This is a genomic window from Bacillus altaicus (assembly GCF_042136375.2).
GTDB classification, from domain to species: Bacteria; Bacillota; Bacilli; order Bacillales; family Bacillaceae_G; genus Bacillus_A; species Bacillus_A cereus_U.
This window is the reverse complement of the sequence record NZ_CM143394.1, coordinates 2,563,612-2,587,310: the sequence shown is the minus strand read 5'-3', so window position 1 is coordinate 2,587,310 and position 23,699 is coordinate 2,563,612. Positions and strand designations below refer to the sequence as shown.

Genomic DNA, 23,699 nt, shown 5'->3' with positions numbered 1-23,699 from the left:
AAAAGAGGTGCAATTCGCACCTCTTTTTGCATGTATTGAAACTTAAATTAGTTCATCCTAACAACTTCTTTAAGTTTTTCTATTATTTTTGCTATAGCTGTAATTGAATTCTCTGTTTCAAACTCTCCAACATTTAAAGAATGGTTTGCATTTTTGACAATCTCAATCTTTAAATTCGATTGATCTAATTGCTCCATTTGATTTGCATTGTATTGATGATCTTTGTCTCCAATTACTAAAAGCCCGTCGTGATGACTATGTAAGATTGACTCAAAAATCGAATGATACGCTAGTAAAGGTGTAAGTAATAACATCTTTGACTGTAAGTATTCCTCTCTCTTCATTAAATCATTTGCAATTGGGATCGTTCCGAGTGATTTCCCTAAAAACATCGAATTGCTGTATTGCCCGTTTTTCAACACTTCATTTATTACAGGATTAATATCATCCATCATTATTTTCGTTATTTCTTCCATTGGTTTTTCCATTAATTGTCCATCGTAAGAATAATGAATATGTACTACATCAATTTTATTTTCAAGCATTAACATCGTTGCATAATAGAATAATGGTTTATCATAATTGTAACCTGAACCTGAAAACATAAAGCAAACCGTATTAGAACCTTTTTCGATATGTGTGTAACGAATGACTTTATCATCTATATGTATCTCTTTTTTAGTCCCCTTCACCGTTTTCCCCTCCGGACACGTTTACTTTTGTAAAACGATATGTTCTGTATGAACTGATAAATCCTTTACTTTATCTTTTATAAATGCTGGTTGTAAGTTATATGCATCTAACTCTTCTACTGGCACCCACTTAAACATATATGTTCTACCCTCTTCATTCAGAATATATTGATCGGCTCCATTCGCGGGTAATTCATGCAGCTCTACTTCATAGTAAAAGCTAATTTCATGAAACTTTCGCTCAGAAAGTGTAAAGAAATTTTCTACTGACCATATTAATCTCTTCACTTTAATAGGAACACCCACTTCTTCTGCAAGCTCTCGTTTTAACGCATCTTCACTATTTTCTAGCATTTTCACGCGTCCGCCCGGTACATACCAAAAATCTTCACCGTCACCTTGCAAAATAAGTATTTTATTACCCTGTTTGCAAATCGCTCCAACTCGGTAATTAAAACATGTTTTCTCTACTTTAAATGTAAGATCCATCCCTAATGCCCCCTATAAATTAAACATCGAATTATTACAAAACTATTATGTATGTGCTGTACAAATAAGATTACTAAATTTTTCTATTTCATTCAATGATTTTCGAACTTTCCAAAAACTACACTCATCTTTTTGTCATTACAGGTGTTTATACATATGTTACAATCACAAGGCACACTAGAAAAGCAATATGGGGGTACGAATGGAAACGTTATTAATCCAGCAAACTGAGAAATCAAATAAGTTTTGGAAAATCGTTGTGAAAGAAAAAGACTATGTTGTGTTTTACGGAAAAATTGGCACAGCTGGTAGTGTGAAAGCGAAAGAGTTTGAAACAGAAGAAGGATGCATAAAAGAAGCTAACAAACTAATCGCTTCTAAACGTAAAAAGGGATATACAGACCCTATCTTAGGGGAAGATTACATAAAAGAAAAAACGCTAACGGAAAAAGAATTTTGGGAGCTACTCGCTCGTGCGAAAACGAAAGGTGAAGATCAAGAAGAACAACTAGAATGGCTTACTTCTCACCTTGCTAAACGTACAGTACATGAAATTGTAGCTTTTGATACGCATATGCATCGTATTTTGAAAGGTTCCTATACGTCTCACTTATGGGCAGCTGCTTATATTATTATGGGTGGTTGTTCGGATGATTCTTTTGATTACTTCCGCGGATGGTTATTGTTCCAAGGAAAAGAAGTTTATGCAGCGTGTATTGAAGATCCAGAACTGTTAATTCCTGTTTTAGACAATATGAGCGAAGATGACGCCCTAGAATTAGAAGAACTTACTCTATATTTCGGACAAGAAGTATATATGGAGAAAACTGGGGATGAAGATGATACTTACTTCACACTTTATCATGTTTTATCCAATGAAAAATTCGACGAGACAGATTTTGAGTTTGATTGGGATGAAGATGACGAAGAAGGATTGAAAAACATGTTTCCTAAGTTATGGGAAATGTACGGAGAAGAGCCGATTGAGTGGTAGATGAATATTAGGACTCTGTTTAGCCAATAGACAGAGTCCTTTTTTCATAGGATTCTTATTTAAACTCTCTTTATTTCATACCATTTATCTAACAGCACCTTTTCTCTTTCAATTGAAATACCTGCCTTTAATTCCCTATCTTTCGTTTCTTCCATCCACTCATACACGTCTGTAACTGTATCTTCTAAACTTCTAAAAGTAAGACCCTCTTTAACTGCACTCTCTATATTAATAGAGAATCCCCCTTTCCATGGCTCTGTTTCACCTTCTAATGAAAAAGTTTCAGGAAGCCACAATGGCATTTCCGTCCATGGCTGTACTTTATTCTCATGCATAAACGATTCATCAACCCAAACGAATGCAGCATCGCTATTCGTAACCTTTTTACACGTATTTAATAACTCTTCCATCGTCAATTCATCTTTCGGACCCGTTACATTAAATGTACCTACTTTATTGTTTTCTGCCATGTTTAGTCCAAAGCTTGCGACATCTTTTATATCAACGAACTGTACTGGGCGGTCTTTCCTACCAGGAACTAATACATTGCCGCCCTTTGCTACGCGCTGAACCCAGTATGGAAGCCGATCTGTATAATCAAACATTCCCGAAAGAAGTCCTGCTCTTACATGTAAAACACGACCTGGCCAATACTTCTCTGCTTCTTTTTCACATAATACCTTAAGCGCACCGTAATACTCATATGGAGATATTTCACCATTCTCTACAGCTTTTACCTTATCACTTGGTGGTTCAGGTAGTAATTTATAATCTTCTTTTATGTGATACGGGATCCAATCTTTATATACGGAAAGGCTTGAGATGAATGTATAATGCTTTATATTATCTTTAAGTACTTTTCCTACATTCCTAATGTGATGAGGAGAAAATCCACACGTATCTATGACCATATCCCATTTTCGATTTTCTAAACTTGAAACATCATCATTTCTGTCACCGATTAACTGCTCTACTTCAGGAAAAATTTCATTATTTGTTCCGCGATTAAATAATGTAACTTCATGCCCTCTTTTCAAAGCCTCTTCTACGAAAGCTCTTCCTAAAAAACGTGTACCACCTAGAATTAGAATCTTCATGTTTCTCCCCCATTCATGATTAAAAATCATCTCTATTGTTTAACGATTTTTTATAGTGGAAAGTTACGGGGTGATTTATTTTTTCTGAATCAAATGATATTTATGAATATAGAAAATTACTTTAAATTCTTTTTTTATTATTGAGCTTGCTCTTTAAATAATTGAATGTTAACCTTTCATATTGAAGTGCATTTTCAAAAAATTATTAAAGAGAGGTGTTTTATGAACAAACGTGTTTATTTACTGACGATTGTTTCGTTTGTCGTCGGCCTAGTAGAGATGATTTTTGGAGGTATTCTTCCTTTAGTCGCAAATGATCTCGGTATTTCCCTAGGCAAAGCAGGGATGTTAATCTCCGTTTTTTCGTTAACTTTTGCCATATCTGGGCCCCTGCTACTTTCTGCTACATCAAAGATGGCACGAAAACGGCTAATGCTTTTGACTTTATCTGTGGCGTTGTTTGCCAATATGATAACTGTCTTAAGCACAAGTTACACTATGCTTTTAGTTAATAGAATCATCTCTGCAATGTGCGCAGCGCTTTTAATTTCCCTTTGTTTAACAATCGCATCCAATATTAGTTCAGAGATTTACCGTGCTCGTGCGATTAGTTTGGTTTTAATGGGTGTAAGTGCTTCTCTCGTCTTAGGTGTTCCTTTTGGATTGATGCTCGGTAACGCCTTTGGGTGGCGCGCTCCTTTTGTCTTTATTGTCGTTTTAACTGCAATTTCAATTGTATGTATCCAATTATTATTAGAAAAAATGGAACCGAAACGAAGTATATCAATTCATGCACAACTACAAACACTAAAAAACAAAAAAATTATATGCATTCAACTTACATCCGTGTTATTCTTTGGAGGCCATTTAACGCTTTATGCCTACCTGACGCCTTTCTTACAAAGAACACTCGGTCTTGATGGAAACTGGATAAGCGTAATGTATTTGATTGTCGGTATCGCTGCTATCATCGGCGGAGGTGTAGGTGGATTGTTGTCAGATCGTATAGGTCCTAAGAAAACAATTATTACTGTAATTCCCGTATTTGCAGTATCCATTTTCATTCTTCCTTTTACAACATATAACGCAGTACTTTTCCTTATCGTTATGATAGTTTGGAGTATGCTGAGCTGGGCACTTCAACCAGCTATTCAAAGCTATTTAATCGTATCTGCACCTAATACATCGGACATTCAGCAAAGTCTAAACAACTCAGCAGTCCATGTAGGAATGGCGTTTGGCTCGACAATTGGTGGTATTGCAATTGAACATATCGGTATTGAAGCGAATGCTGTAATAGGTGGCATGCTAGTAATAATGGCTTTATTTGCTGGTCTTGCTTCCATGCAAAAGAAAAAACAACAAGTGAATACAAAATCAAAAGTAATATAACCTTATTATGAGGCTTACAGCAGGCATTGGAGTTCAGTTTTGTTATCTCCAGTGGATGTCAATGAGCACAAGAGCAAACTCGTTCTTGTACTGATTAACATTGGCTGTATGAAATGCCTCAATACATTACTATATCCTCTGAAAGTGAATCATTTATATGTGATTCTATATAATCTTGCACTTTATAAATACGTCGTAAATACTCGTTTCTACTTTGAGAACTCTCCATATTCTTTCCTCCTTACAACAAAAAGGCTAACTTCACGCTAGCCTACTTTTACACATTTTTTAAAAATAAAACTCTACTCCCGCCGTTCCCATCGTAATTTGTATGTACGGATACACCATCTACCTCATCATCCCCAGCTTCAATTTCAAAGCCAATTTCTTGATGAAATTGTATCGATTTTTTATTAACTGGTGACGTGATTGCTTTTACAACTTTACGTTTATTTGCACGAGCGACATCCAAGAAATAAGAATATAATGTCGATGCGATTCCTTTTCTTCTATATTTCGGATTTACACCGATAAAATGAACGTACGCTTCATCTTTATGAGTTTGTGAAAAGAAACCACATAGGAAACCTAACGTTTCTCCTTCTTCTTCAATGATAAAACTCGTTTCTTGAAAGTGAACGAAGAACAATTTTGGCAACATACTAGCCATGTCTCTTCCACCCCACCAATCATTTAATACGGAATGAATCTTCACATAATCTTCCCCTTGAATGTTTCTTACTCGCATGTATTTCTCCCTCTCACTCACTTCATTTTCTCATATATTTTAATAACCGTTTCGACTAAAAGAATGAATACCCAAATACCACAAAATACAAGAACAGATTGGAATATCGATCCAATTATCATAACACCAACTGCACCTGTTATCGAAAATGATATTCCACCAAGCCCCGGATCCTGTATAAGTGCTCCAGCAGAAAAAGTGGTTATAATAGATACTATTAAATAAATAACACTCATTATTTTTAATATTTTTATAGAAAGATACGAAGTTTGTTCTTTCTCCACTTGTGATAATTCGATTTCCCCACTCGCAATTCCTTTTTGAAGACAATCTTCGCATAAAAATTCTTCATTAATTTTTTTACCACCATGTATTGTCCCTGTTATTTCTTTACATCTGGAACACTTTCGATTTATCATTTTGTTATCACTCCAATCAACTATGATTATCTTAATATAATTCGACATTTACCTTATTATCCCTTTTATGTATTTTATAGAGAAAGGTCGTGTTTTATGATTTCGAAACTCACATTTGGTTCTAAAAAACCTACTGTTCAGTATGTATTACGGCCGAGCTGTTATGCGGTTATTTTTGATCCAACTACTTCAAACATAGCTATCATTCAAAATGGAGAACGTTACTTTTTACCAGGTGGCGGTATGGAAGGTAATGAAACAAAAGAAGGATGTTTGCATCGTGAATTACTCGAGGAATTAGGATGGACAATTGAAATTGAACAGTATATCGGTAATGCAGCGCGATATTTTTATGCAGAAAATGAAGACACGTATTATTTAAATGATGGGTTCTTTTACATTGCGAACATGGTACATAAGCAAACCGAAAACTATGAGGAGGATCATATTTTAAGTTGGATGTCTCCATCGCTTGCTGTTAAACTTCTAATTCACGATCATCAAAAATGGGCCGTTGAACAAGCGCTTTTATTACAAAAACAAAAAGGATCTCCTTCTATATGAAAGAGATCCTTTTCGCTATTAGCTTACTTTTTTCAAATTTAAAGCTGGCTTTTTTATTCCGCCTTTTTTCACAACATATAAACCGATAAAGATTATAAGCCCGCCAACTAGTTGCATCATGTTTATTTGTTCTCCAATTGTTACAGCCGCAAAGATAACTGCGAACAATGGTACAAGGTACATATAAACCATTACTTTCGTTGAGCCGATTTTACTAATGCCTACATACCACATTGCGAGTCCGAAAATTGTCGCAAAGACAATTGAATATGCTAGTGATCCCCAGCTTGGCATATCTACTGGCCACGTTAACGTATTTACATTGAATAAACAATATACAACGAGTGGTACAATTCCAATTAAAGTAGACCATGATGTGACTCTCATTGCGGAGTATTTTGTAATAAGTGGTTGCGCTAAAATTGGATACCATCCCCACGCAACTGCTGCGACTAATCCAATTACATTTCCGAGCCACGCATACTCATAAGTTGCTCCTCCTGAATGCCCTGTTAATAAAACGAATGCTGCACCAACAAAGGCTACTATTGAACCAATTTGTACTTTCATCGAAAAACGTTCTTGTTTGTGCAATACTGCTAATATCCCTGTGAAAATAGGTGACATCGCAATTAATAATGAGGCGTTCGTTGCTGAAGTATATTTCACAGATAGCATAAACATCGTTTGATACATTGTCGTTCCAACGATACCGACTGCTAGTAATCGTAACCAATCTTTTCTTTCAATACGTAATGAGCGTTCCATAATAAATGTAATAAGTAATAATACCGGTGATGCTACTAAAAATCGTAAACTATTAAATTGAATGGATGACATAAATGCCACGCCATACTTTCCAATTGTATAATTTGCTCCCCATACTAAAGCTACTGATACTAGGAGCCATTCCATTTGCCATCGTTTCATCCGAATCTCCCCTTCCCTATTTAGCATAGTAAAATTGGCTGGATATAACACCGTCCAATTGGCTGTTTTTTTACCCAGCCAATTTGTTATACTTGATGTATATAAGATTTGCGGAGGCGTTTGTATGGAATGGAAGCTAGATAACGACAGTAAAATCCCAATTTATCAGCAAGTTGTTGACTTTATTGAAAGACGTATTACATACGGAGAGCTTCCCCCAGGTAGCTTCCTCCCTTCAGAACGGAAATTAGCTACGCAGTTAAATGTAAACCGAAGTACGGTAACGACTGCTTATAATGAACTTCGCGCAATGGGAATTGTAGAAAGTACGACCGGTAAAGGTACACGTGTGAGTACACATATGTGGGGCGTTTCTCCAACATTAACGCCGAACTGGAGGGGTTTCGTAGAGGGTGGTACTTTTTTACCAAACTTACCGTTACTTCGCCATATTCGCGCAGAAGTACAGCAAAATGAAAACATTATAGATTTCGCAAACGGAGAGCTCGGTTGTAACCTCTATCCTCACGATCAACTACAAACGATTTTACGAGAACAACCGTTAACACAGTCATTAAGTTACGATCATCCGCAAGGGTATCTCCCGCTAAGACAAGCGGTAGTAAAATATATGAAAAAATATTTGAAGGTTGAAGCGACTGAACAATCGATTATGATTACATCTGGCGCGCAGCAAGCACTTCACCTTATCGTGCAATGCTTATTAAACCCAGGTGATGCAGTTGCTTTCGAAAGTCCCTCTCACTGCTACTCATTACCGTTATTCCAATCAGCAGGTATTCGTATTTTCCCATTACCTGTCGATGAGCATGGTATTAATCCGGATGATGTGCAAGAGTTATATAGAAAGCATCGTATTAAAATGATCTTTTTAAATCCAAATTTCCAAAATCCTACGGGAACGATGCTGCATCCAAACCGTAGAAAAAAACTGTTATCACTTTGCGCAGACTTACGTATTGCGATCGTTGAAGATGATCCGTCTAGTTTACTTACGTTAGAAAATAAACAACCTTGCCCTACTTTAAAATCGATTGATGAAAACGGAACTGTCATTTATGTACATTCCTTATCAAAAATGATTGCGCCAGGGTTACGAGTTGGCTGGCTTGTCGCCCCGCAGTCTGTAGTCGAACGATTATCAGATGCGCGTCACCAAATGGAATTAGGAATGAGTATATTCCCGCAATGGCTTATGCAGCAATTTTTCGAAACCGTACCATTTCAGTCGCATATAGTTCCTTTACGAAAACAACTAGCAGAAAAAAGAGACATTATCGTCCGTGCCCTAAACGAAAAACTTCACGATAAAATCTCTTTCTCAAACCCGACCGGCGGTATATACATATGGGGGAAATTAAACGAACCGATAAACGAAAAACAGCTCATTATGCAGAGCTTAAAACAAGAAATCGCCTTTATGCCAGGTAGTATTTTCGGCGCGAAAGATGGTTATATTCGTTTATCTTACGGGAAAGTGAATATTGATCAAATTGAAGAAGGTATTTCTCGTTTGCGTGAGGCAATTTTGGTTTGTGAAAAATAACATAAGGTAAAGAGATCTCGTTTGACAAAAGATAAATCTACCATTATTATCAACACGAACCTATTTATCCCGCTATTTGTGGGCAATAAGACCCCCACCTCAAAATTCAGCAAAAGCAAAGAAGTTAGGTGAGGGATCAACTGCCCGTAAACGCCCGATTGGTTCAACTAATAATCAGTGGTGGATGAACAAAACCCCCACTGATTAAAGTTTCACTTTATAGGAGTGATAAAATGAAAATTTACGTTGATGCAGATGCTTGTCCTGTAAAAGATATTATTATCTTTGAAGCTACGAATGCGGAAATTCCTGTTACCCTCGTTACTAGCTTCTCTCATTATTCTAATGCGGAACAGCCTGCAGGTGTGGAAACAATTTATGTTGATTCCGGAGCAGATGCTGCGGATTACCGGATTATGCAATTAGCAAAAAAAGAAGATTTAATCGTAACGCAAGATTACGGTCTTGCTTCGCTCGCTTTAGCAAAAGGCTGTATCGTTCTACACCATAAAGGCTATAAGTATACGAATGAAAACATCGACCAATTGTTACAAACACGTTATTTAAGTGCAATGGTTCGAAAAAGCGGCAAGCGTACAAAGGGGCCAAAACCATTTACAGCAGAAGATAGAGAGAAATTTAGAGAGCTGTTTAAAAAAGAGATTTCACTCTAGAAATGAACCTTCTATTTGTAGGGAAAACTTAGCAAAGAAAAGAAGAGAATATCCAAATTAACATTCTCTTCTTGAGGTTTACCCGTTTAAAAAGAAGGTAAATTGTCTAAGTTATTTTCTTTCATACCGTCAGGTTCACTACGTATAATATCCCTGCCATACTTATGAAATACATCCACATGAGCTAACTTCCCTGATTTTGCCTCATCAAGAGCAGTAATATAATCTAACTCTCTACCGCTACTTGTTTTAAAAGCAATTAAATCACCTTCATCATTTTTACGAACTGCAACTATTTGTTCTGCTCCTGAATCGACTTCCCTGGCTACTTCCAATTGAGCTTGTTCTTCCCCTTGATGTAAGTAATCATTATAAACTTTTTCAAAGTCTTTTTTCTCCATAAAACTCACCCCCAAAATATTTCATTAGTATGTTTGGAAGTCATTGGTTTTATGTACTTTTCCCATCAAGTTAACAAAAATACACTACCCCAAAGAGATAACCCAAATCATAATTTTTTCAATCTATTACAAATTCATTTTTAAATTTTATAGAGTACCTCTCAATATAAGATAATCAAAACAGATAATATTATAATTTATTATATCGAAAACATTTAAGAAATGGAGCTGTTCAGATGAATATCCAATTGCCTACGCTCTCTGTTTTCAATTAGCTGAGGTCCCTCATTTTAAAGTTCATACAGAAATAGACGTAAATAATGAACCTTGGCTATATAAAGTATGGGTTATTTCATCTGCTAAAACACCATAGCAATTAGTCTACAGTGCTGTTTATTTTAACCTGTATTATAAAAACAGCCGAAATACCGATTCCTTAACGTACAGGGAATCGGTTAATTTTCGTCCAAATTGTGTCTAAACGTACAATTTGGACGAAATGGCATAGTGACCCCATGCCCATCAACGTAAGAATTTTATAGCACCCAAAAATAGAAAAATGTACCTTTTCACCTGGAGATGCCAATTTTCTATTTTTAGGGTATTTGTTTTGCTTAACTCGATTGTGATGGGGCGGAAACCTATTAAAGATATTTCCCCTACTAAAATAGAAGGTACTTGCAATTTTAGTACAAATTTCAGTTGGACTCATGTTACTTAATCGTTCCCATCGCACCAATTTTCACATTTACCTTGACGTTTACATCACCCTTTGCTAATTCATTATTCCATTTATTTTGGACTTTTTTCCATTCTGGATATGTGTAAGTTCTTGCATATCTCCCAAGCCCAATAGGGTCGATTTTGACAGTTTGTATTTTCTTTATTAATTGATTGAAATCAGCTTCCAGCTTAGTTTCAATCGCCTTTTGTAATTTTGCTGCATCCTTTCTTGTATTGAACAAAAAAAGCCGTTCTGTAATGCCGACCCTCATCTTTATATCTGTATTAAATATAAACTTATTATCATATCTTACCTTTGTCTTTACTTTAATATTATATGCAGTAAAACTTATCCAATCTTTATCCTGGCTATTCGACTTTAGTTTAATTGCAATTGTAAATGGAAAATCACCTGTAGTTCTTTGTTGCAGAATGCGTAATAATTTGTTTTCATCGTATTTTAGTGTTAATTTATACCTTCCTTTTTCATCTAACAAAGCTGTACCTGTCACAAATATTTTTTTCGTTTTTTTCATCTCAGTCATATTTGCTGTTAACCCTTTGTCTGCTATTTGTTCATGTAGTTCTTGAAGATTTGTTTTTACTGTGATATTTCTTAAAGAGGCGGTATCAACTAGTTTTGTTAAATATAGAGGAAGACGCGGCTTATCTTTTGGGTTATAAAAGATGACGTCCGAAACAGGTCCATCTACAGCAACAACCCTTGTGGTAACTGTATTTTTGGGATCTCGGTAAAATGGATCGAGATATTTCATCCAATTTTTTTGTTTCAGTAACCGTTTTCCAACTAAAATAACCTGTGTTTTACTTCCCGAGGTAAGTGCCATAACAGTAGCATCAAATTGGTCTCTAGATTTTCGAACCGTAGCAGATTTCACAACAGTAGTTTCTTCTTTTACCTTTGCTTCTTTATTGAAAACAGGGCTTGATATATACACTAATAAATTATCATTACGATCTAAATCGATACCAAGAACAAGAGTAAGAGAAACGTCTTCAACATTTGTTTGATCAAAGCATCCAGTCATCATGAATACCGATAACAAAATACAACATAGTACTTTTCTTTTCAATGTATCCTCCCCTGGCGAAACTTCTCATATAGATAGCAGTACAGCCATAAAATGATAGGTAATATATAGGTTAATCCTAATCCAGCATTCGATAATACCTGTTGCCAAATTTCGGCTTCATTCCAACTAGGATGAGTCCAAAATATGAATCCAATAATGAGCAATAAGAGAATAACTACATGAGAGCTGTGGTCTTGTTTTCCAAGTAATTGGCTTGAACAAAATACAGCGCAATATATGGTGGGAATCCATGCTGTGGAAACAACGGGTAAGTAAAGAGCCAATAAAATCATGTCAAAACGTTCTAAAAAACGAAACTCAATTACTTTAAGTAAATTTAGTACTGGTTGGTTAAATTGCGTAATGCTATCAGGGCTAAAATAGGCAAAGCAAACAAAAGTAGCAAATAAATAAAATAACATCGTTAAAGTATTTGCAATAACCATTCCATGGACTGCATACTGTTTTTTTTGTAAAAAGGGATATAAAAAGAACGCAATATCAAATCCTAAATAAGCAAAAATAGTGGTCGGTACAGCCGTAAATATAGGTTTCCACCCCTCTTTTAAGAGCGGAAAGAATGGCATCCAACTTCCGTTCTCTTTAAGAGGTATCAAAAAAAATAACGGAATCCAAAGCATCATATAAAAAGTAAGTTCGGAGTACCGCCCTATAATACGAGGGCCGTTACGTGCGACAAGAAAGGTAGGAATCGAAAATAAAAAGATAACGAGATAGTCAGGCGTTTTTGGAAGAAGCCATCCCTTAAGATAAAGCATAGCGTTCACAAGAACGACACAAGAATAAAAAGCGAAGTACATCATGTAAATAACAACGAATGCTTTCCCTACTATTTTTCCAAACAATCGTATAAGAATGTCATAAATCGTGTCCTCGGGATATCTTGCAGCAGTTTTCACTATAAATACACCTGATATTGTGGAGAATATCCAACCAATCAATATTGCTATCCATCCATCTGTTCCAGCTTTTTCTGCAAGCACGCGGGGAAGCGATAAAACGCCAGTGGCCACCTGCATTCCATTGATTAAAACAATATACTGCATAAGAGTGATTTCATTATAGGCATACTTTTTCATAATTTCACCTTTTATTATGATTCTTTCCTTGTCGAATAGATTGAATGGCTCTTTTACCCTTAGGACGTCTTCTTATTGCCCATAAAGGAAAGCGTACAAAAGCATCTTTCATATCTGCAAAGCGAAACGGTGCTAATGGCGTTCCGTAAGGGGTACCTAGCGATTCAAGGCTGATTAGATGTCCAATTAATGTCATCCATCCGATAACAAGTCCAACAATTCCAAATAAGGCAGCTGCTAGCATCATCGGAAAACGTAAAAATCTTACTGCCGCTCCCATATCATAATTAGGGATAACAAAAGAAGAGATGGCGGTAACAGCAACAACAATAATCATAATGTTGCTTACAATTCCCGCTTGAACAGCCGCTTGTCCAATAACAATACCACCTACAATTCCAACTGTCTGACCGATCGGAGTAGGTATCCTTAAAGCCCCTTCTCTCATCGTTTCCAATGTTATTTCCATAAGTAATGCTTCCATAACTGGAGAAAAGGGTACGCGCGTTCTTGATTCTGCAATAGATAAATACAGCTCTACAGGAATAACTTCAAAATTAAAGGAAATAAACGCAACATAACTCGCAGGTAAAAATAAAGCAATCATAAAGGCGATAAAACGAAGCACCCGAATAGACGAAGCAACTAACCACCTTGTACCGTAATCATCCACTCCTTGAAAAAAGGAAATAAAATTTGTTGGAGTAATTAACACATTAGGCGAATGATCCATTACAGTTACAAATCTGCCCTGTAGAATGTGAGATACTGCCAAATCAGGTCTTTCAGTTAATATAAATTGCGGAAACGGTGAGTAAGGGTTATCTTCAATGAATTCTATAAGTTCGCCATTACTAGCAACAGCGTCGACTGTAATATTTTGAATTCGTGTTTCTAATTCCTTCAGCACATCTTCAGAAGCTACATCTTTCAAATATAAAATAGAAATTCTGGTTTTGCTTCGTACACCAATTACTATTTCTTTTATCGTTAATTCACGATAAGGAATATACCTTCGAATCATTGCGATATTTTGACTTCCCGTTTCTATGAATGCTTGATGTGCACCTTTTAGAGCTATTTCGTTATGAGCGTCTTCAACACTTCTTTGTGGCCATCCTTTTGTATCCAGTTGATGTGCTGTTGTTCGACTGTGAATTAATAAAACACTATCTCCCCCAAAAATAGCATTTTCAATCTGACTCAATGTATTAATAATCTTAATTTGTCCTAATGGAATTGGAAGTTCTGTATCGGTATCAAAATCACTATGCATCAAAGGACTTAGAACATGATTTTGAATCAATTCTTTATCTGTTAATCCAGATAAATATACTAAAGCTGCTTCTAATCCATCTACTGTTATTTGAAACCGCCGAATTACTAAATCAGGTGCTTGACGAAATATATTCTGAATATCAGCTATGTTTTTGGATAAATCAGCGTCTAAGAGGGAGTTTTCAATATTTTTTTCCTGAAAATGAGTATTTCCTCGTATTGAACATGACTTAGGATTGTCTCTATATTTTAAACGCGTCAAAAATTTAGCCATGATTCCCTCACTTTCTATGTACCTTTTATAGTATGTTTAGTTTGCATATATTAAGAAAAAATATCCTAATAACTAGAGAGGTAACATCAGAATTATTACTATAAAGTTTTTGGTGCATATTTCATAAAAACCACATTGCTATTCTCATTAACATAAGAAAATAACAATGTGGTTTCAACTTCAAGAATAGTCTTTTAATTTGATGGATGCAGCGTCACCATATATCACCATCAAGTTAAGATAAATTTGTATCTATATAGTAAAAAAATCGCTATTATTTTTTTAGAAGTATGCAGAAAGGATGGCATTTTTTATGAATCTTTCAATTCAAGATGAACTCCAATTATTTACTGCGGAATTATATCAATATTTTGCTCCTTCATTTTTAGAAGAACTTGCTAGTCATGAAATGAAATGAGCTACCAGGAATATAGTATTTCTTACGCTTCTTTTTTTCTTTTTTCTCTCCTTTTCTTTAGAAATCTCCTGTAAATCCGTTTTCCATTGTCTTATTAAATCTTTTTTTCGCATCGGACTGTGTTTGAATTAATCACCAAAGAGATATATACACTTTTTTAATCCAATTGTCTATTTTATTCATATTATTATTTATTCTGTAATTTATATATAACAAAGAACAAAGCACCCTTTATGGGCGCTTAACTTTTCTATCGTTAACAAAGTCAACATCATCATCTTCATTAATACTTTAAATAACAACTTCATTCCTACTTTCTATTGAAAGGTTCCGCTTTTGTTTTCTTTTTATTATTTAAAGTTCACCATACTCATTTTCATTAAAATAATTTAACTTTAATAATTAAACATTAACTATAATAATCTTAATTAATCCATATGAACCTCCTACTAAAAAATATTTTCAATATAATATAATGGTACTTTAAATACACTTTTACTTTATTTGGATATGTACAATTACATAAAATTATGTATAATTTCGTCTAAAAAAGTCTTTCCTTGTCGATTCATGTAGATTAAACTTTAAATATAATGGTTTAATGTTTTTGCTTCACCCTCTTCATAGGAGAAATGAAGGGTTTTTGTCATTTTCGTAATAGTAAGCGCTTATAAAATGTCCAATCATTTCGATATGTAATATTTCATAAAACATTGTTGGTTTATTTTTTAAAATATTCAGGGAAAACAGACGAAATTCAACAGAATAATTTATCAGACGGGGAGAAAATGATCGTATGTATCCAAAATTTATTGATAAAATAGCGTTTTCGAAGGCGCATAAAGAGTTATTAATTAAACTGTATAATAAAGAAATTTCAAGAAGCGAGTATAATCAATTGGTAGATGCTTTTTATCGGCCACAACAAAAGTAAATATGAAATACGTGTTTATTGTTTTATGTCTTTTATAGTTTTTATCATTTTTGGGACAAGCTCTTCTGCTAGGTTAATGGGCATGTGGCGGTACCCCTACTTCAAAATGTTATCTCCAACTTTTTGACACATTGTTTTTCATAGAAATCACGCCACTTCAAAAGGTGTACCCTTTGATACGAAAATAATTCACATGAAATTATTGTAATTTTATATAATTTTTTAAAATATAACATTTATTAATGATATTCAATTAATTTTATAGGATCCACAATGGTGATATTCAGTCTTTGTACAATTGGATTATTAAGTAATGTAGTGAAAATAATGAATGGCACAGCGAAAATATATAACTATGTATTATTTGTATTTATCTTATCAGCAATAATTTATAATTTATAAACTTCTTATCAAGAAGGAAGAAAACAAAAAACACTAGCTTAATAAAATGTACCCTATAGAATAGACACTGAAAAAAAGTCTATTCTATAGGGTATTTCTTGTATAATGAGAGAAAATTGGGATCGGAGAAAGTTCAAAATGACAAAAAAGCTATTTACAGAAAGAGACATTCAAATTCTATCAAATAACCCCTTCATAAAATCTGTAAGTCAGAAAGGTATCACTTATACAGATGAATTTAAGCGTATTTTTATTGAGGAAAATGAGAAAGGAAAACTACCTCGAAATATTTTTGAAGAATGTGGTTTTGATATAGATATGATTGGAATGAAACGAATTATGTCATCAGGAAGTAGGTGGCGTGCTGCTTACAGAAAAAATGGTGTATTTGGTTTGCGAGATACACGCACCCAAAACGCGGGAAGAACTCTTGAGAGAGAGCTTACGTTAGAAGAGAAGTATGCTCGTTTAGAAGCCGAACGGAACTTACTAAAGGCAGAAAATGAATTGTTAAAAAAGATCAAACTTATGGAAGGGAGGATGAGAAGGAAATAACGTTATCACCTAGTCAGAAATATATCCTGATTCGTTCTGTCATCATAAAATATAACTTAAGAAATATGGTGAGTTATTTGTGTAAAGTAGCTGGTGTATCCCGTTCGGGATACTATAATTATTTTTCCATTTCATCTCAAGAACAACGGAAACAAAAGAACAATCAAGATGAAATCGTGAAAAAAATCATATTAAAAGCACTTCGATTTAGAAATCGAAAGAAAGGGGCTCGTCAAATAAAAATGACATTGGTGGGTCATTTTCAAGTTGTCTACAATTTAAAGCGTATCCGTAGAATCATGAAAAAATATGAGATTATCTGTCCGATTCGGAAAGCAAATCCTTATAAAAGAATGCTGAAAGCTTCAAAAGAACATCGAGTAGTGCCGAATCAATTAAATCGAGAATTTAAACAAAACACCCCAGGAAAACGCTTCTTACAGATATCACTTATTTAGTTTACGGTAAGAATAAAAGAGCTTATTTATCTACAATTTTAGATGGCTCAACCAATGAAATTTTAGCTTACCATGTTTCAGAACAGATGACATTAGACCTCGTAACAACAACTCTTCATAAACTAAAACGGAATAAGAGGATTCGATTGACTGAAGGTGCATATATTCATTCAGATGAAGGAGCCCACTACACAAGCCCTACCTACCAAAAATTAGTCAAAAAGCTAAAGCTCGGACAATCTATGTCAAGAAGAGGGAACTGTTGGGATAACGCTCCACAAGAATCATTTTTTGGTCATCTGAAAGATGAAGCACATATAAAACCTTGCGAGTCTTTTACTGAGTTGAAACAAGAGATTAAGAAATATATGACGTACTATAATCACTATAGATATCAATGGAATTTAAAAAAGATGACTCCTGTTGGATACAGAAATCATCTTCTTGATGTTGCCTAACTTTTTTAAAAATGTCCTTTACAAAGGGTACAGATTATAATGACAGTGTTTTTTCTTTACTATTTATAGGTCAATGTATTTTATTTGAATAAAAAAGAGGATATTATGATAAAGGAAAAGAGAATAGGTACAATTATACCGATTTTAATACCTGTTTTATTGATTTTATCTATTGTTAATGTTTCATACAAAATTATTTTAACTGAATTTTTTGGAGTTTCTATACTTTTACCTGTATTTCTTTGTCCAATTGGATTTATCTTAGCTATTTTTTCCTATGAAGTAGATAAAAATATCGGAGCGAAAATCGGGATACTATTAAATGTGTTAGTATTTTTGATACCTTTTATTTGGATGTTTGGAAGAATTATGTAGTTGAAATTTAATCCGGACATCTCTCCTATATCACTAAATCTATGAACATATAAAAAAGGAAGAGAATTTTTATTATTCTCTTCCTTTTTTATTTACGAGAAATTTCATGTTCATTTGCTGTTTAGTTCAGTACTTCGAAAAATGCTGTAGAATTTATCTCTATCATTATAACAGTATAAAAGTTGGTTATAAGATGCAATATTACATATCAAAATCTTTATTTGTTCTGTTATAATTTTAAGAGTAAATTATTCATCCATTAATTTACTCTATCCATATCTATAGTTATGGAAACCCTAATTACATATAAAAAGAGAGAAGAACATTGGTGAGTTCTTCTCTTTTTTTATATACTTAATATTACTATTCAGAGTGCTTATTGCAATTCCTTTAAGCTAAATTATAAATTCTGATTTTCATACTTCTTTACGAGTCGATAAAAGGAAAAGAGTATCTGTTCCTTCAAAATTAAGTTATAAAAGAGTTTTGCTTTCCTGTAACACATTATTTATTCTGCTATTCGCGGGCAGTACGCTCCCGCATTGAATAAATTTTCACTCTAAAACCTGTTTGCAATATTTACACGTACCACGCCTCCGATAATAATAAGCAATCGTAGCACCAAACAGAGCCACTCCCCAAATTGGCCATAATAACTCTGGACCTTCCAATGCCCATCCCCTATGATCTAGGCCCCCTTTATTAATAACAACCCCCCCGGATGTACATCAAACCAGCTGAAGTAACCATAATGGAAACCAGTGAAGCAGGAATAATCGCTAATGAAAGAGGTACACGCCTACCAGCAATAAATGGAAACCCGCGCGGATAAATTTCTCCCTAGGGCTGAATAAGCCCTAACGTAAGAATTGCCCCTCCGAGAGCTACGGTAGCCAAGGACGCACCCATTAACCAAATTCCAGGTGAATCACGTTCAAAAGATTCAAGTAATTCTTTGGTAGTTCCCAGTGGAATGCCCATCGCCCAACACCATCTTGTTATGGAATAACAGATAGGAATTGTAATGGCAATGTAAGTGCACCATTTCCCCCAAGATGCTGCTGAGGATTGTGATGTCCATTTAGAGGGATTACTATTTCGGCCACAATACGGACAAGCATTTCGTGTTTGGCGTTGATATACTAAAGCAGTCGCACTCCATAGAAATGCTCCTAGCATACTAATATATTGATTTACAATCGTCCAGTACATCATCTGCTCAAAAAATTTCACTCCATGCGGAAAATCAAATAGTGCTCCAATCAAAAAGATAAATCCATATGCCGCAGACGCCAAAACGCGGTAGTCAATAACTGCAAATAATAGAATCGCTACTAACATATACACAAACATGAGTAATACTATTCGTAAAAGTCCCTTGCCCCAGCCACGAATCATCATGACAGCTACAATGACTCCCATTAATCCAAACCCACTTTTAAGTCCATATTTACTTCTTAAAATAAACAGCACCAAAGTTTTCATTAAACCTCTTACACCAAACAGAAACCGAACCATATGCACTCACATCTATCCCTTGAGGAATTTCGTAGTTTTGGTCTCCTTTATTCCCCTTTAGTTTTCCTAATTCAATATACTGATAGTTTTTCACGTCTTCATTATTTTTCAAACGATTCGTAGGAACTAATACAACTCGCACATCCGGCCCATTAGATGTTTTAAAATCAGAAAGTCGTAAAACACGTTTTCCATCCGCTAATTGATGAATTGTTGCCGTTCCAGTTGTTTCATGAACACCATTTTGAAACTTTCCTTCACTTATTACTCGATCACTTTGTTGCTTTGTTTCATTTGATTGTACTTCTGTTTGTGGCAATGCTTCATTCACTTGCTTATCAATAAATAATTTCTCTGGTCGGAACAATGACCATAAAACCCCCATTACAATTATCAAACCGCCTATAAACCATACATATTTTCTTTTCATAAAGTAAAAAACCTCCTGTAACATACTGTGTAGTAGTATGTTAGCAAGAAGGTCTTTCATTTTTATAACATAAATATTACAAAAGTCTTTCAGCGGTCTTATTTTTTCTGATGCGATGGGAAGCGTAAACCAAAATTCACTACCCTGCTTGCCGTCTGCGCGCTTCCTCTCACCATTTTATCTCTTGTGCATTTCAATCAATGATTTTGCAATAGCTAATCCAAATTCAGGACTTTGCTTGCAAGAGTCTTAGAATTTTTGCATCAGAACCATTAAAAGTATAGTGAGGCCTATTCAGGAAACTTAAAAAGAGCAGTTAGTAAATTTAGTTTTTAACTGTGGCTTTAACTCAATAATCTTCTGAAGAATTAACAGTAGCAAAAATCTTTTGTTTTTCATTGCCAGAGACATGTCTCTCTAATTAAATCTCAGGTGTCGCATATTCTCCTGAGAAACCAATCTTAGTAATGACAACATCCATATTTTTTTCTGTTTTAAAGTGATTAATAGTTGCTTGATTAGCTGTTTCTTTAGTCTTTAGCTAGGCTTCTTTACTATATTCATCTATTATACCGTAATCCATAATTGCATATACATAAGCACCCAGTGTTAGTAACGTAGCACTTCCTAAGACAAATAGGTGTTTCACTAATTTCTTACTCATGTCCATTCATAATTCCATTCTATTGTTTATTTATTTTGTTCATATAAACACTTTGAATTTTAAAGTACCTTATACGCTTTTTCTATTTCATTAGACGAAAATAGCATTATATTTTTATAAATTTCTTTAGAGAATTTTTATAAGGAAATATATTAATTTTGAATGGTACAAATAGGGAGAGTAACTTCAACCGTTGTTCCTTTATTTATTTCACTCTCAATAAATACCTTTCCGTGATGTGTTTCGATAATTTTATAGCAGATCATTAATCCTAAGCCAATCCCCTCTTCCTTAATACTGTAAAAAGGTTCTCCTAGATATGGTATACGTTCTTTTGAAATTCCACACCCTTGATCCATAAAACGAATAATTATTTGATCATTATCAAGTTTATCAATTTGAATCAGAATTTTTCCTCCCGTTGGCATGGATTCAATTGCATTTTTTAAAATATTAACAAATACTTGTTTTAATTGATTTCCTTCGCATGGAATCAATGGAATATCAGGTGTAAAATCGATTCTAATTTGTATATTATTCATCATTGCTTGAGGTTGCAGTAGCGTCAAAACTTGATCCATTAGCACACCAATATCATTAGGTTGTATCTTTACCACCTGTGGTTTAGCTACCGCCATAAATTCATTTGTAATACTTTCTATACGCTCAATCTCTGATGATACTATATTTATATAACCCTGATCATTCTCATTTCCCGTTGATTTTAGTAATTGCATAAACCCTTTCATTGCGGTTAATGGATTATTAATTTCATGAGCCATTGCAGTCGCTAATTGTCCTACGACAGCAAGTTTTTCAGATTTTCGTAGTAATTCTTCTGTTTTTAACCGTTCAGTAATATCACGAGAAATGCTTAGGAAAACTTTTTTACCATTTAAGTTAAAAACACGGACACTAAACTCAGTTGTTATTATTTTTCTTGTTGGAAAAACATATTCATCTTGCAAAGTGAAGGAAGTTTGTCCCTCTCTAATTTTTTCTAGTAACCTTACGATCAATGGAGAATCTTGTGGTACAACATTTGGAAATGGCAACGAGAGCAGTTCTTCTCTACTATACCCAAATCTTTTACACCCAACAGGGTTTACCTCAATAAATCGACTTGGAACATGATCTTCATTCAGCTCTACTACATATACTGCGTCAGTTGCTTGTTCGATTAGTGCACGGTACTTCATTTCACTATCTCTTAATTGTTGGTGTAATCGATGCCTTTCTCTTTCTGCTTGTTTTCTTTCAGAAATATCTCTACATATTGCTGATAAAGCTATCACATTTCCTCTTACATCTAGTATAGGAGAAACTGTCAGACTGACATCAAGAAGACTTCCATCGTTACGTTGTCTAATCGTTTCTAATCTAGTAACTATGGATTCCTCCGTTAGAATCTTCTGAATACTTTCAAGTGATTCATCCATTAAGAAATCTGGTACACAAGGTAATCTCTTACCTATGATTTCTTGTGATGACCACCCAAATATCTTTTCATAAGCTTTATTGGCTTGTAAAATATGCCCTTCTCGATCAGATATGGTAATAGCATCTACATTATGCTTTATAAACGATTCCAGTAATTCTTTGGTAGCTCTTAATTCTGATTCTACCTTTTTCCTTTTGGTTATATCGACTGTAGAACCAACAACTTCAATAACTTGTCCATTTTGTTTAATCGGCCTAAGCGCAATAAGAATAATAGTTTTATCATTTGGCCAGGGTAATTCGAATATAATTTCTTTCCCTTCCCATGCCTGAAGATAATGCTTCATCAATTGTGGAACTAAATGTGGAGGAACAATAGAAGCATCAATAGTGCGTAAGCTTTTTCCTACCACCTGTTCAGAATAAAATCCTTTTTGATAATAAAACTGCCCATCACATAAAGTGTGTATAAAGTGCTTACCCACTTTTTTAAATTTAAAAATCCCGCCTTGAAGTTCATGTACGGTATCTGTGAGTTCTTGCTTCGATTTTATTAATTCTCGATTTATTTTAGATAAATCTTGTGTTAAATAATACAATCTCTGGTAAGCTTCCATAAGAAAGAGCCCGATTAGAAGTCCTAAAGCTATATATAATAAGCCTCCAGTGTAAAGCAATGTAGTATTAAAACATAAACCAACTAACCACTTTATTCCCACAAAAACAGAAAAATATAAAGATGCACTTTTAAAAGGATGAAGGTTTTTAAAATACGTTTTAAAAGTAGCAAATAGGATACTCATACTTAAATATGCAATCACGGGTGGCTCCCAATACCCACCAATGTAAAAGATACGCATTATAATAATGCTAATTAATGTAATCCAACCAGCAATGCGACCAAAGTAAATAAAAGATAAAATAAGAGGAACAACTCTAAGATCGTAGGAAAATCCCATGTACGGAAAAGAAAAGAACATCAAAGTAACTGCGATAATCCCTCCATAGAATTTTTCAAAATATCGCCTGGAATGAATCGTAAACACTTGAATAAATATTGCTGCGCTAACTAATAGAGAAAAAATAGAAAGATTGATGAAATAGTCTTTAATAATCATGTAATGTCCCTCCTTGCATTAAGTATATTCGACAAAAAAGCAGAAAATCCTACAAATAGTATAAACAGTTCAGGTGCAAAACAATTAAAATAGATGTAAATAATCTTTAAATCTTGGACATTCTGAGATCCAAAAATTCTCTAAAGCAAATATTGAATTTACAAAAACTATGCTTTTTTAGACTCATATAATCATATCTACAAAAAGCAACCAGAAATATTTACTTTCATAATGGAAGTGCTCTTTTCTAGTCTAATAAAAGCAATATATCGTTTTATTGCACCAAAACTTGAAGAAAGAAATCTTCTCGAAAAGACAGAAGTACTGCATAAATTCCAAAGCACTCGGCAGAAATCAACATTCCATTTTAACAGCAATCTTATTTAGTCTGAAATTTCAATTTAACTACAAAAACGATCCTTTTTGTAGGAACCTACAGAAAAGATCGTTTTTTTAACTCTTATTCTTTGCTGAAATGCTCATTTATGATGGG

Annotated in this window: 20 protein-coding genes and 5 pseudogenes; 9 read left to right on the top strand and 16 right to left on the bottom strand. The window is 34.3% G+C overall.

Going from position 1 to position 23,699, the window contains the following annotated elements:
- Positions 1–47 precede the first annotated feature (47 nt).
- Positions 48–692, bottom strand: coding sequence for an alpha/beta family hydrolase (locus ACE38F_RS13510; protein ID WP_215553474.1), 645 nt, complete (start codon positions 690–692; stop codon positions 48–50).
- Positions 693–713: 21 nt separating this feature from the next.
- The gene (locus ACE38F_RS13505; protein ID WP_375371376.1) at positions 714–1,181 is read right to left on the bottom strand and encodes an NUDIX hydrolase; all 468 of its coding nucleotides are present in this window, start codon (positions 1,179–1,181) and stop codon (positions 714–716) included.
- Between the two features lie 202 nt (positions 1,182–1,383).
- Here ACE38F_RS13505 and ACE38F_RS13500 point away from each other — a divergent pair, with 202 nt between their 5' ends.
- Positions 1,384–2,175: a DUF4240 domain-containing protein gene (locus ACE38F_RS13500; protein WP_375371375.1), complete on the top strand. Its 792-nt coding sequence runs from the start codon at positions 1,384–1,386 to the stop codon at positions 2,173–2,175.
- Between the two features lie 59 nt (positions 2,176–2,234).
- Here the strand turns inward: ACE38F_RS13500 and ACE38F_RS13495 are convergent, their stop codons facing one another.
- Complete coding sequence (locus tag ACE38F_RS13495; protein ID WP_375371374.1) at positions 2,235–3,272, bottom strand: SDR family oxidoreductase; 1,038 nt, start codon at positions 3,270–3,272, stop codon at positions 2,235–2,237.
- Positions 3,273–3,494: 222 nt separating this feature from the next.
- On the opposite strand from ACE38F_RS13495, the gene ACE38F_RS13490 reads away from it, so the two are divergent.
- Positions 3,495–4,664 carry an MFS transporter gene (locus ACE38F_RS13490; RefSeq protein WP_375371373.1) on the top strand — a complete coding sequence of 390 codons (1,170 nt, stop codon included), beginning with the start codon at positions 3,495–3,497 and terminating at the stop codon, positions 4,662–4,664.
- Between the two features lie 130 nt (positions 4,665–4,794).
- On the opposite strand, the pseudogene ACE38F_RS13485 reads toward ACE38F_RS13490, so the two are convergent.
- The 3 genes and pseudogenes from ACE38F_RS13485 to ACE38F_RS13475 all read right to left on the bottom strand — a co-directional run.
- Positions 4,795–4,893: pseudogene (locus tag ACE38F_RS13485) on the bottom strand (AraC family transcriptional regulator); the annotation flags it as partial.
- A gap of 48 nt (positions 4,894–4,941) precedes the next feature.
- Complete coding sequence (locus tag ACE38F_RS13480) at positions 4,942–5,412, bottom strand: GNAT family N-acetyltransferase (RefSeq protein ID WP_375371372.1); 471 nt, start codon at positions 5,410–5,412, stop codon at positions 4,942–4,944.
- 17 nt (positions 5,413–5,429) lie between these two features.
- The gene (locus ACE38F_RS13475) at positions 5,430–5,831 is read right to left on the bottom strand and encodes a DUF3980 domain-containing protein (RefSeq protein WP_375371371.1); all 402 of its coding nucleotides are present in this window, start codon (positions 5,829–5,831) and stop codon (positions 5,430–5,432) included.
- A 96-nt stretch (positions 5,832–5,927) separates the two neighbouring features.
- Between ACE38F_RS13475 and ACE38F_RS13470 the strand changes: the two genes are divergently transcribed.
- On the top strand, positions 5,928–6,395 hold the full coding sequence (locus ACE38F_RS13470; RefSeq protein ID WP_016105280.1) for an NUDIX hydrolase: 468 nt from the start codon (positions 5,928–5,930) through the stop codon (positions 6,393–6,395).
- Positions 6,396–6,413: 18 nt separating this feature from the next.
- Here the strand turns inward: ACE38F_RS13470 and ACE38F_RS13465 are convergent, their stop codons facing one another.
- Entirely contained in the window at positions 6,414–7,325 is a 912-nt protein-coding gene (locus ACE38F_RS13465; protein ID WP_016105281.1) for a DMT family transporter, read from the bottom strand.
- Positions 7,326–7,449: 124 nt separating this feature from the next.
- Between ACE38F_RS13465 and pdxR the strand changes: the two genes are divergently transcribed.
- Together pdxR and ACE38F_RS13455 are read left to right on the top strand one after the other, a co-directional pair.
- The gene (pdxR, locus tag ACE38F_RS13460; protein ID WP_375371370.1) at positions 7,450–8,892 is read left to right on the top strand and encodes a MocR-like pyridoxine biosynthesis transcription factor PdxR; all 1,443 of its coding nucleotides are present in this window, start codon (positions 7,450–7,452) and stop codon (positions 8,890–8,892) included.
- A gap of 233 nt (positions 8,893–9,125) precedes the next feature.
- Complete coding sequence (locus ACE38F_RS13455) at positions 9,126–9,566, top strand: YaiI/YqxD family protein (RefSeq protein ID WP_375371369.1); 441 nt, start codon at positions 9,126–9,128, stop codon at positions 9,564–9,566.
- 86 nt (positions 9,567–9,652) lie between these two features.
- Here the strand turns inward: ACE38F_RS13455 and ACE38F_RS13450 are convergent, their stop codons facing one another.
- The 4 genes from ACE38F_RS13450 to ACE38F_RS13435 form a co-directional block, all read right to left on the bottom strand.
- Positions 9,653–9,967 (bottom strand): DUF3892 domain-containing protein, encoded by a 315-nt coding sequence (locus ACE38F_RS13450; RefSeq protein ID WP_375371368.1) that lies wholly within the window; start codon positions 9,965–9,967, stop codon positions 9,653–9,655.
- Positions 9,968–10,680: 713 nt separating this feature from the next.
- Positions 10,681–11,784, bottom strand: a complete 1,104-nt coding sequence (locus ACE38F_RS13445; protein ID WP_016105285.1) for a Ger(x)C family spore germination protein — start codon at positions 11,782–11,784, stop codon at positions 10,681–10,683.
- Positions 11,781–12,884 carry a GerAB/ArcD/ProY family transporter gene (locus ACE38F_RS13440; RefSeq protein ID WP_016105286.1) on the bottom strand — a complete coding sequence of 368 codons (1,104 nt, stop codon included), beginning with the start codon at positions 12,882–12,884 and terminating at the stop codon, positions 11,781–11,783. The genes ACE38F_RS13445 and ACE38F_RS13440 overlap by 4 nt, the downstream gene beginning before the upstream one ends.
- Positions 12,885–12,888: 4 nt before the next feature.
- Complete coding sequence (locus tag ACE38F_RS13435; RefSeq protein WP_375371367.1) at positions 12,889–14,436, bottom strand: spore germination protein; 1,548 nt, start codon at positions 14,434–14,436, stop codon at positions 12,889–12,891.
- Between the two features lie 1,214 nt (positions 14,437–15,650).
- Between ACE38F_RS13435 and ACE38F_RS13430 the strand changes: the two genes are divergently transcribed.
- The 3 genes and pseudogenes from ACE38F_RS13430 (at position 15,651) to ACE38F_RS13420 (ending at position 18,036) form a co-directional block, all read left to right on the top strand.
- Positions 15,651–15,788, top strand: a complete 138-nt coding sequence (locus ACE38F_RS13430; RefSeq protein WP_000283272.1) for a hypothetical protein — start codon at positions 15,651–15,653, stop codon at positions 15,786–15,788.
- A gap of 540 nt (positions 15,789–16,328) precedes the next feature.
- Positions 16,329–17,661, top strand: a pseudogene (locus ACE38F_RS13425) (IS3 family transposase).
- 105 nt (positions 17,662–17,766) lie between these two features.
- On the top strand, positions 17,767–18,036 hold the full coding sequence (locus tag ACE38F_RS13420) for a hypothetical protein (RefSeq protein WP_375371203.1): 270 nt from the start codon (positions 17,767–17,769) through the stop codon (positions 18,034–18,036).
- Positions 18,037–18,590: 554 nt separating this feature from the next.
- Here ACE38F_RS13420 and ACE38F_RS13415 read toward each other — a convergent pair.
- From ACE38F_RS13415 to ACE38F_RS13395, 5 genes and pseudogenes are all read right to left on the bottom strand, one after another.
- Positions 18,591–19,470, bottom strand: a pseudogene (locus ACE38F_RS13415) (hypothetical protein); the annotation flags it as partial.
- Positions 19,471–19,486: 16 nt separating this feature from the next.
- Positions 19,487–19,984, bottom strand: coding sequence for a DM13 domain-containing protein (locus ACE38F_RS13410; RefSeq protein ID WP_375371204.1), 498 nt, complete (start codon positions 19,982–19,984; stop codon positions 19,487–19,489).
- 76 nt (positions 19,985–20,060) lie between these two features.
- A pseudogene (locus ACE38F_RS13405) lies at positions 20,061–20,206 on the bottom strand (sensor histidine kinase); the annotation flags it as partial.
- Between the two features lie 319 nt (positions 20,207–20,525).
- Positions 20,526–20,648, bottom strand: coding sequence for a hypothetical protein (locus ACE38F_RS13400; RefSeq protein WP_286675772.1), 123 nt, complete (start codon positions 20,646–20,648; stop codon positions 20,526–20,528).
- A gap of 152 nt (positions 20,649–20,800) precedes the next feature.
- Complete coding sequence (locus tag ACE38F_RS13395) at positions 20,801–23,206, bottom strand: PAS domain S-box protein (protein WP_375371205.1); 2,406 nt, start codon at positions 23,204–23,206, stop codon at positions 20,801–20,803.
- A 118-nt stretch (positions 23,207–23,324) separates the two neighbouring features.
- Between ACE38F_RS13395 and ACE38F_RS13390 the strand changes: the two are divergent.
- A pseudogene (locus ACE38F_RS13390) lies at positions 23,325–23,587 on the top strand (hypothetical protein); the annotation flags it as partial.
- Positions 23,588–23,699 lie beyond the last annotated feature (112 nt).

Coding starts and splice junctions, on each gene's coding strand:
- ACE38F_RS13440 (WP_016105286.1), bottom strand. CDS start 12,884: ATGAAAAAGTATGCCTATAATGAAATCACTCTTATGCAGTATATTGTT.
- pdxR (WP_375371370.1), top strand. CDS start 7,450: ATGGAATGGAAGCTAGATAACGACAGTAAAATCCCAATTTATCAGCAA.
- ACE38F_RS13480 (WP_375371372.1), bottom strand. CDS start 5,412: ATGCGAGTAAGAAACATTCAAGGGGAAGATTATGTGAAGATTCATTCC.
- ACE38F_RS13430 (WP_000283272.1), top strand. CDS start 15,651: ATGTATCCAAAATTTATTGATAAAATAGCGTTTTCGAAGGCGCATAAA.
- ACE38F_RS13505 (WP_375371376.1), bottom strand. CDS start 1,181: ATGGATCTTACATTTAAAGTAGAGAAAACATGTTTTAATTACCGAGTT.
- ACE38F_RS13465 (WP_016105281.1), bottom strand. CDS start 7,325: ATGAAACGATGGCAAATGGAATGGCTCCTAGTATCAGTAGCTTTAGTA.
- ACE38F_RS13435 (WP_375371367.1), bottom strand. CDS start 14,436: ATGGCTAAATTTTTGACGCGTTTAAAATATAGAGACAATCCTAAGTCA.
- ACE38F_RS13450 (WP_375371368.1), bottom strand. CDS start 9,967: ATGGAGAAAAAAGACTTTGAAAAAGTTTATAATGATTACTTACATCAA.
- ACE38F_RS13400 (WP_286675772.1), bottom strand. CDS start 20,648: ATGAGTAAGAAATTAGTGAAACACCTATTTGTCTTAGGAAGTGCTACG.
- ACE38F_RS13395 (WP_375371205.1), bottom strand. CDS start 23,206: ATGATTATTAAAGACTATTTCATCAATCTTTCTATTTTTTCTCTATTA.
- ACE38F_RS13420 (WP_375371203.1), top strand. CDS start 17,767: ATGATAAAGGAAAAGAGAATAGGTACAATTATACCGATTTTAATACCT.
- ACE38F_RS13410 (WP_375371204.1), bottom strand. CDS start 19,984: ATGAAAAGAAAATATGTATGGTTTATAGGCGGTTTGATAATTGTAATG.
- ACE38F_RS13455 (WP_375371369.1), top strand. CDS start 9,126: ATGAAAATTTACGTTGATGCAGATGCTTGTCCTGTAAAAGATATTATT.
- ACE38F_RS13490 (WP_375371373.1), top strand. CDS start 3,495: ATGAACAAACGTGTTTATTTACTGACGATTGTTTCGTTTGTCGTCGGC.
- ACE38F_RS13475 (WP_375371371.1), bottom strand. CDS start 5,831: ATGATAAATCGAAAGTGTTCCAGATGTAAAGAAATAACAGGGACAATA.
- ACE38F_RS13495 (WP_375371374.1), bottom strand. CDS start 3,272: ATGAAGATTCTAATTCTAGGTGGTACACGTTTTTTAGGAAGAGCTTTC.
- ACE38F_RS13500 (WP_375371375.1), top strand. CDS start 1,384: ATGGAAACGTTATTAATCCAGCAAACTGAGAAATCAAATAAGTTTTGG.
- ACE38F_RS13470 (WP_016105280.1), top strand. CDS start 5,928: ATGATTTCGAAACTCACATTTGGTTCTAAAAAACCTACTGTTCAGTAT.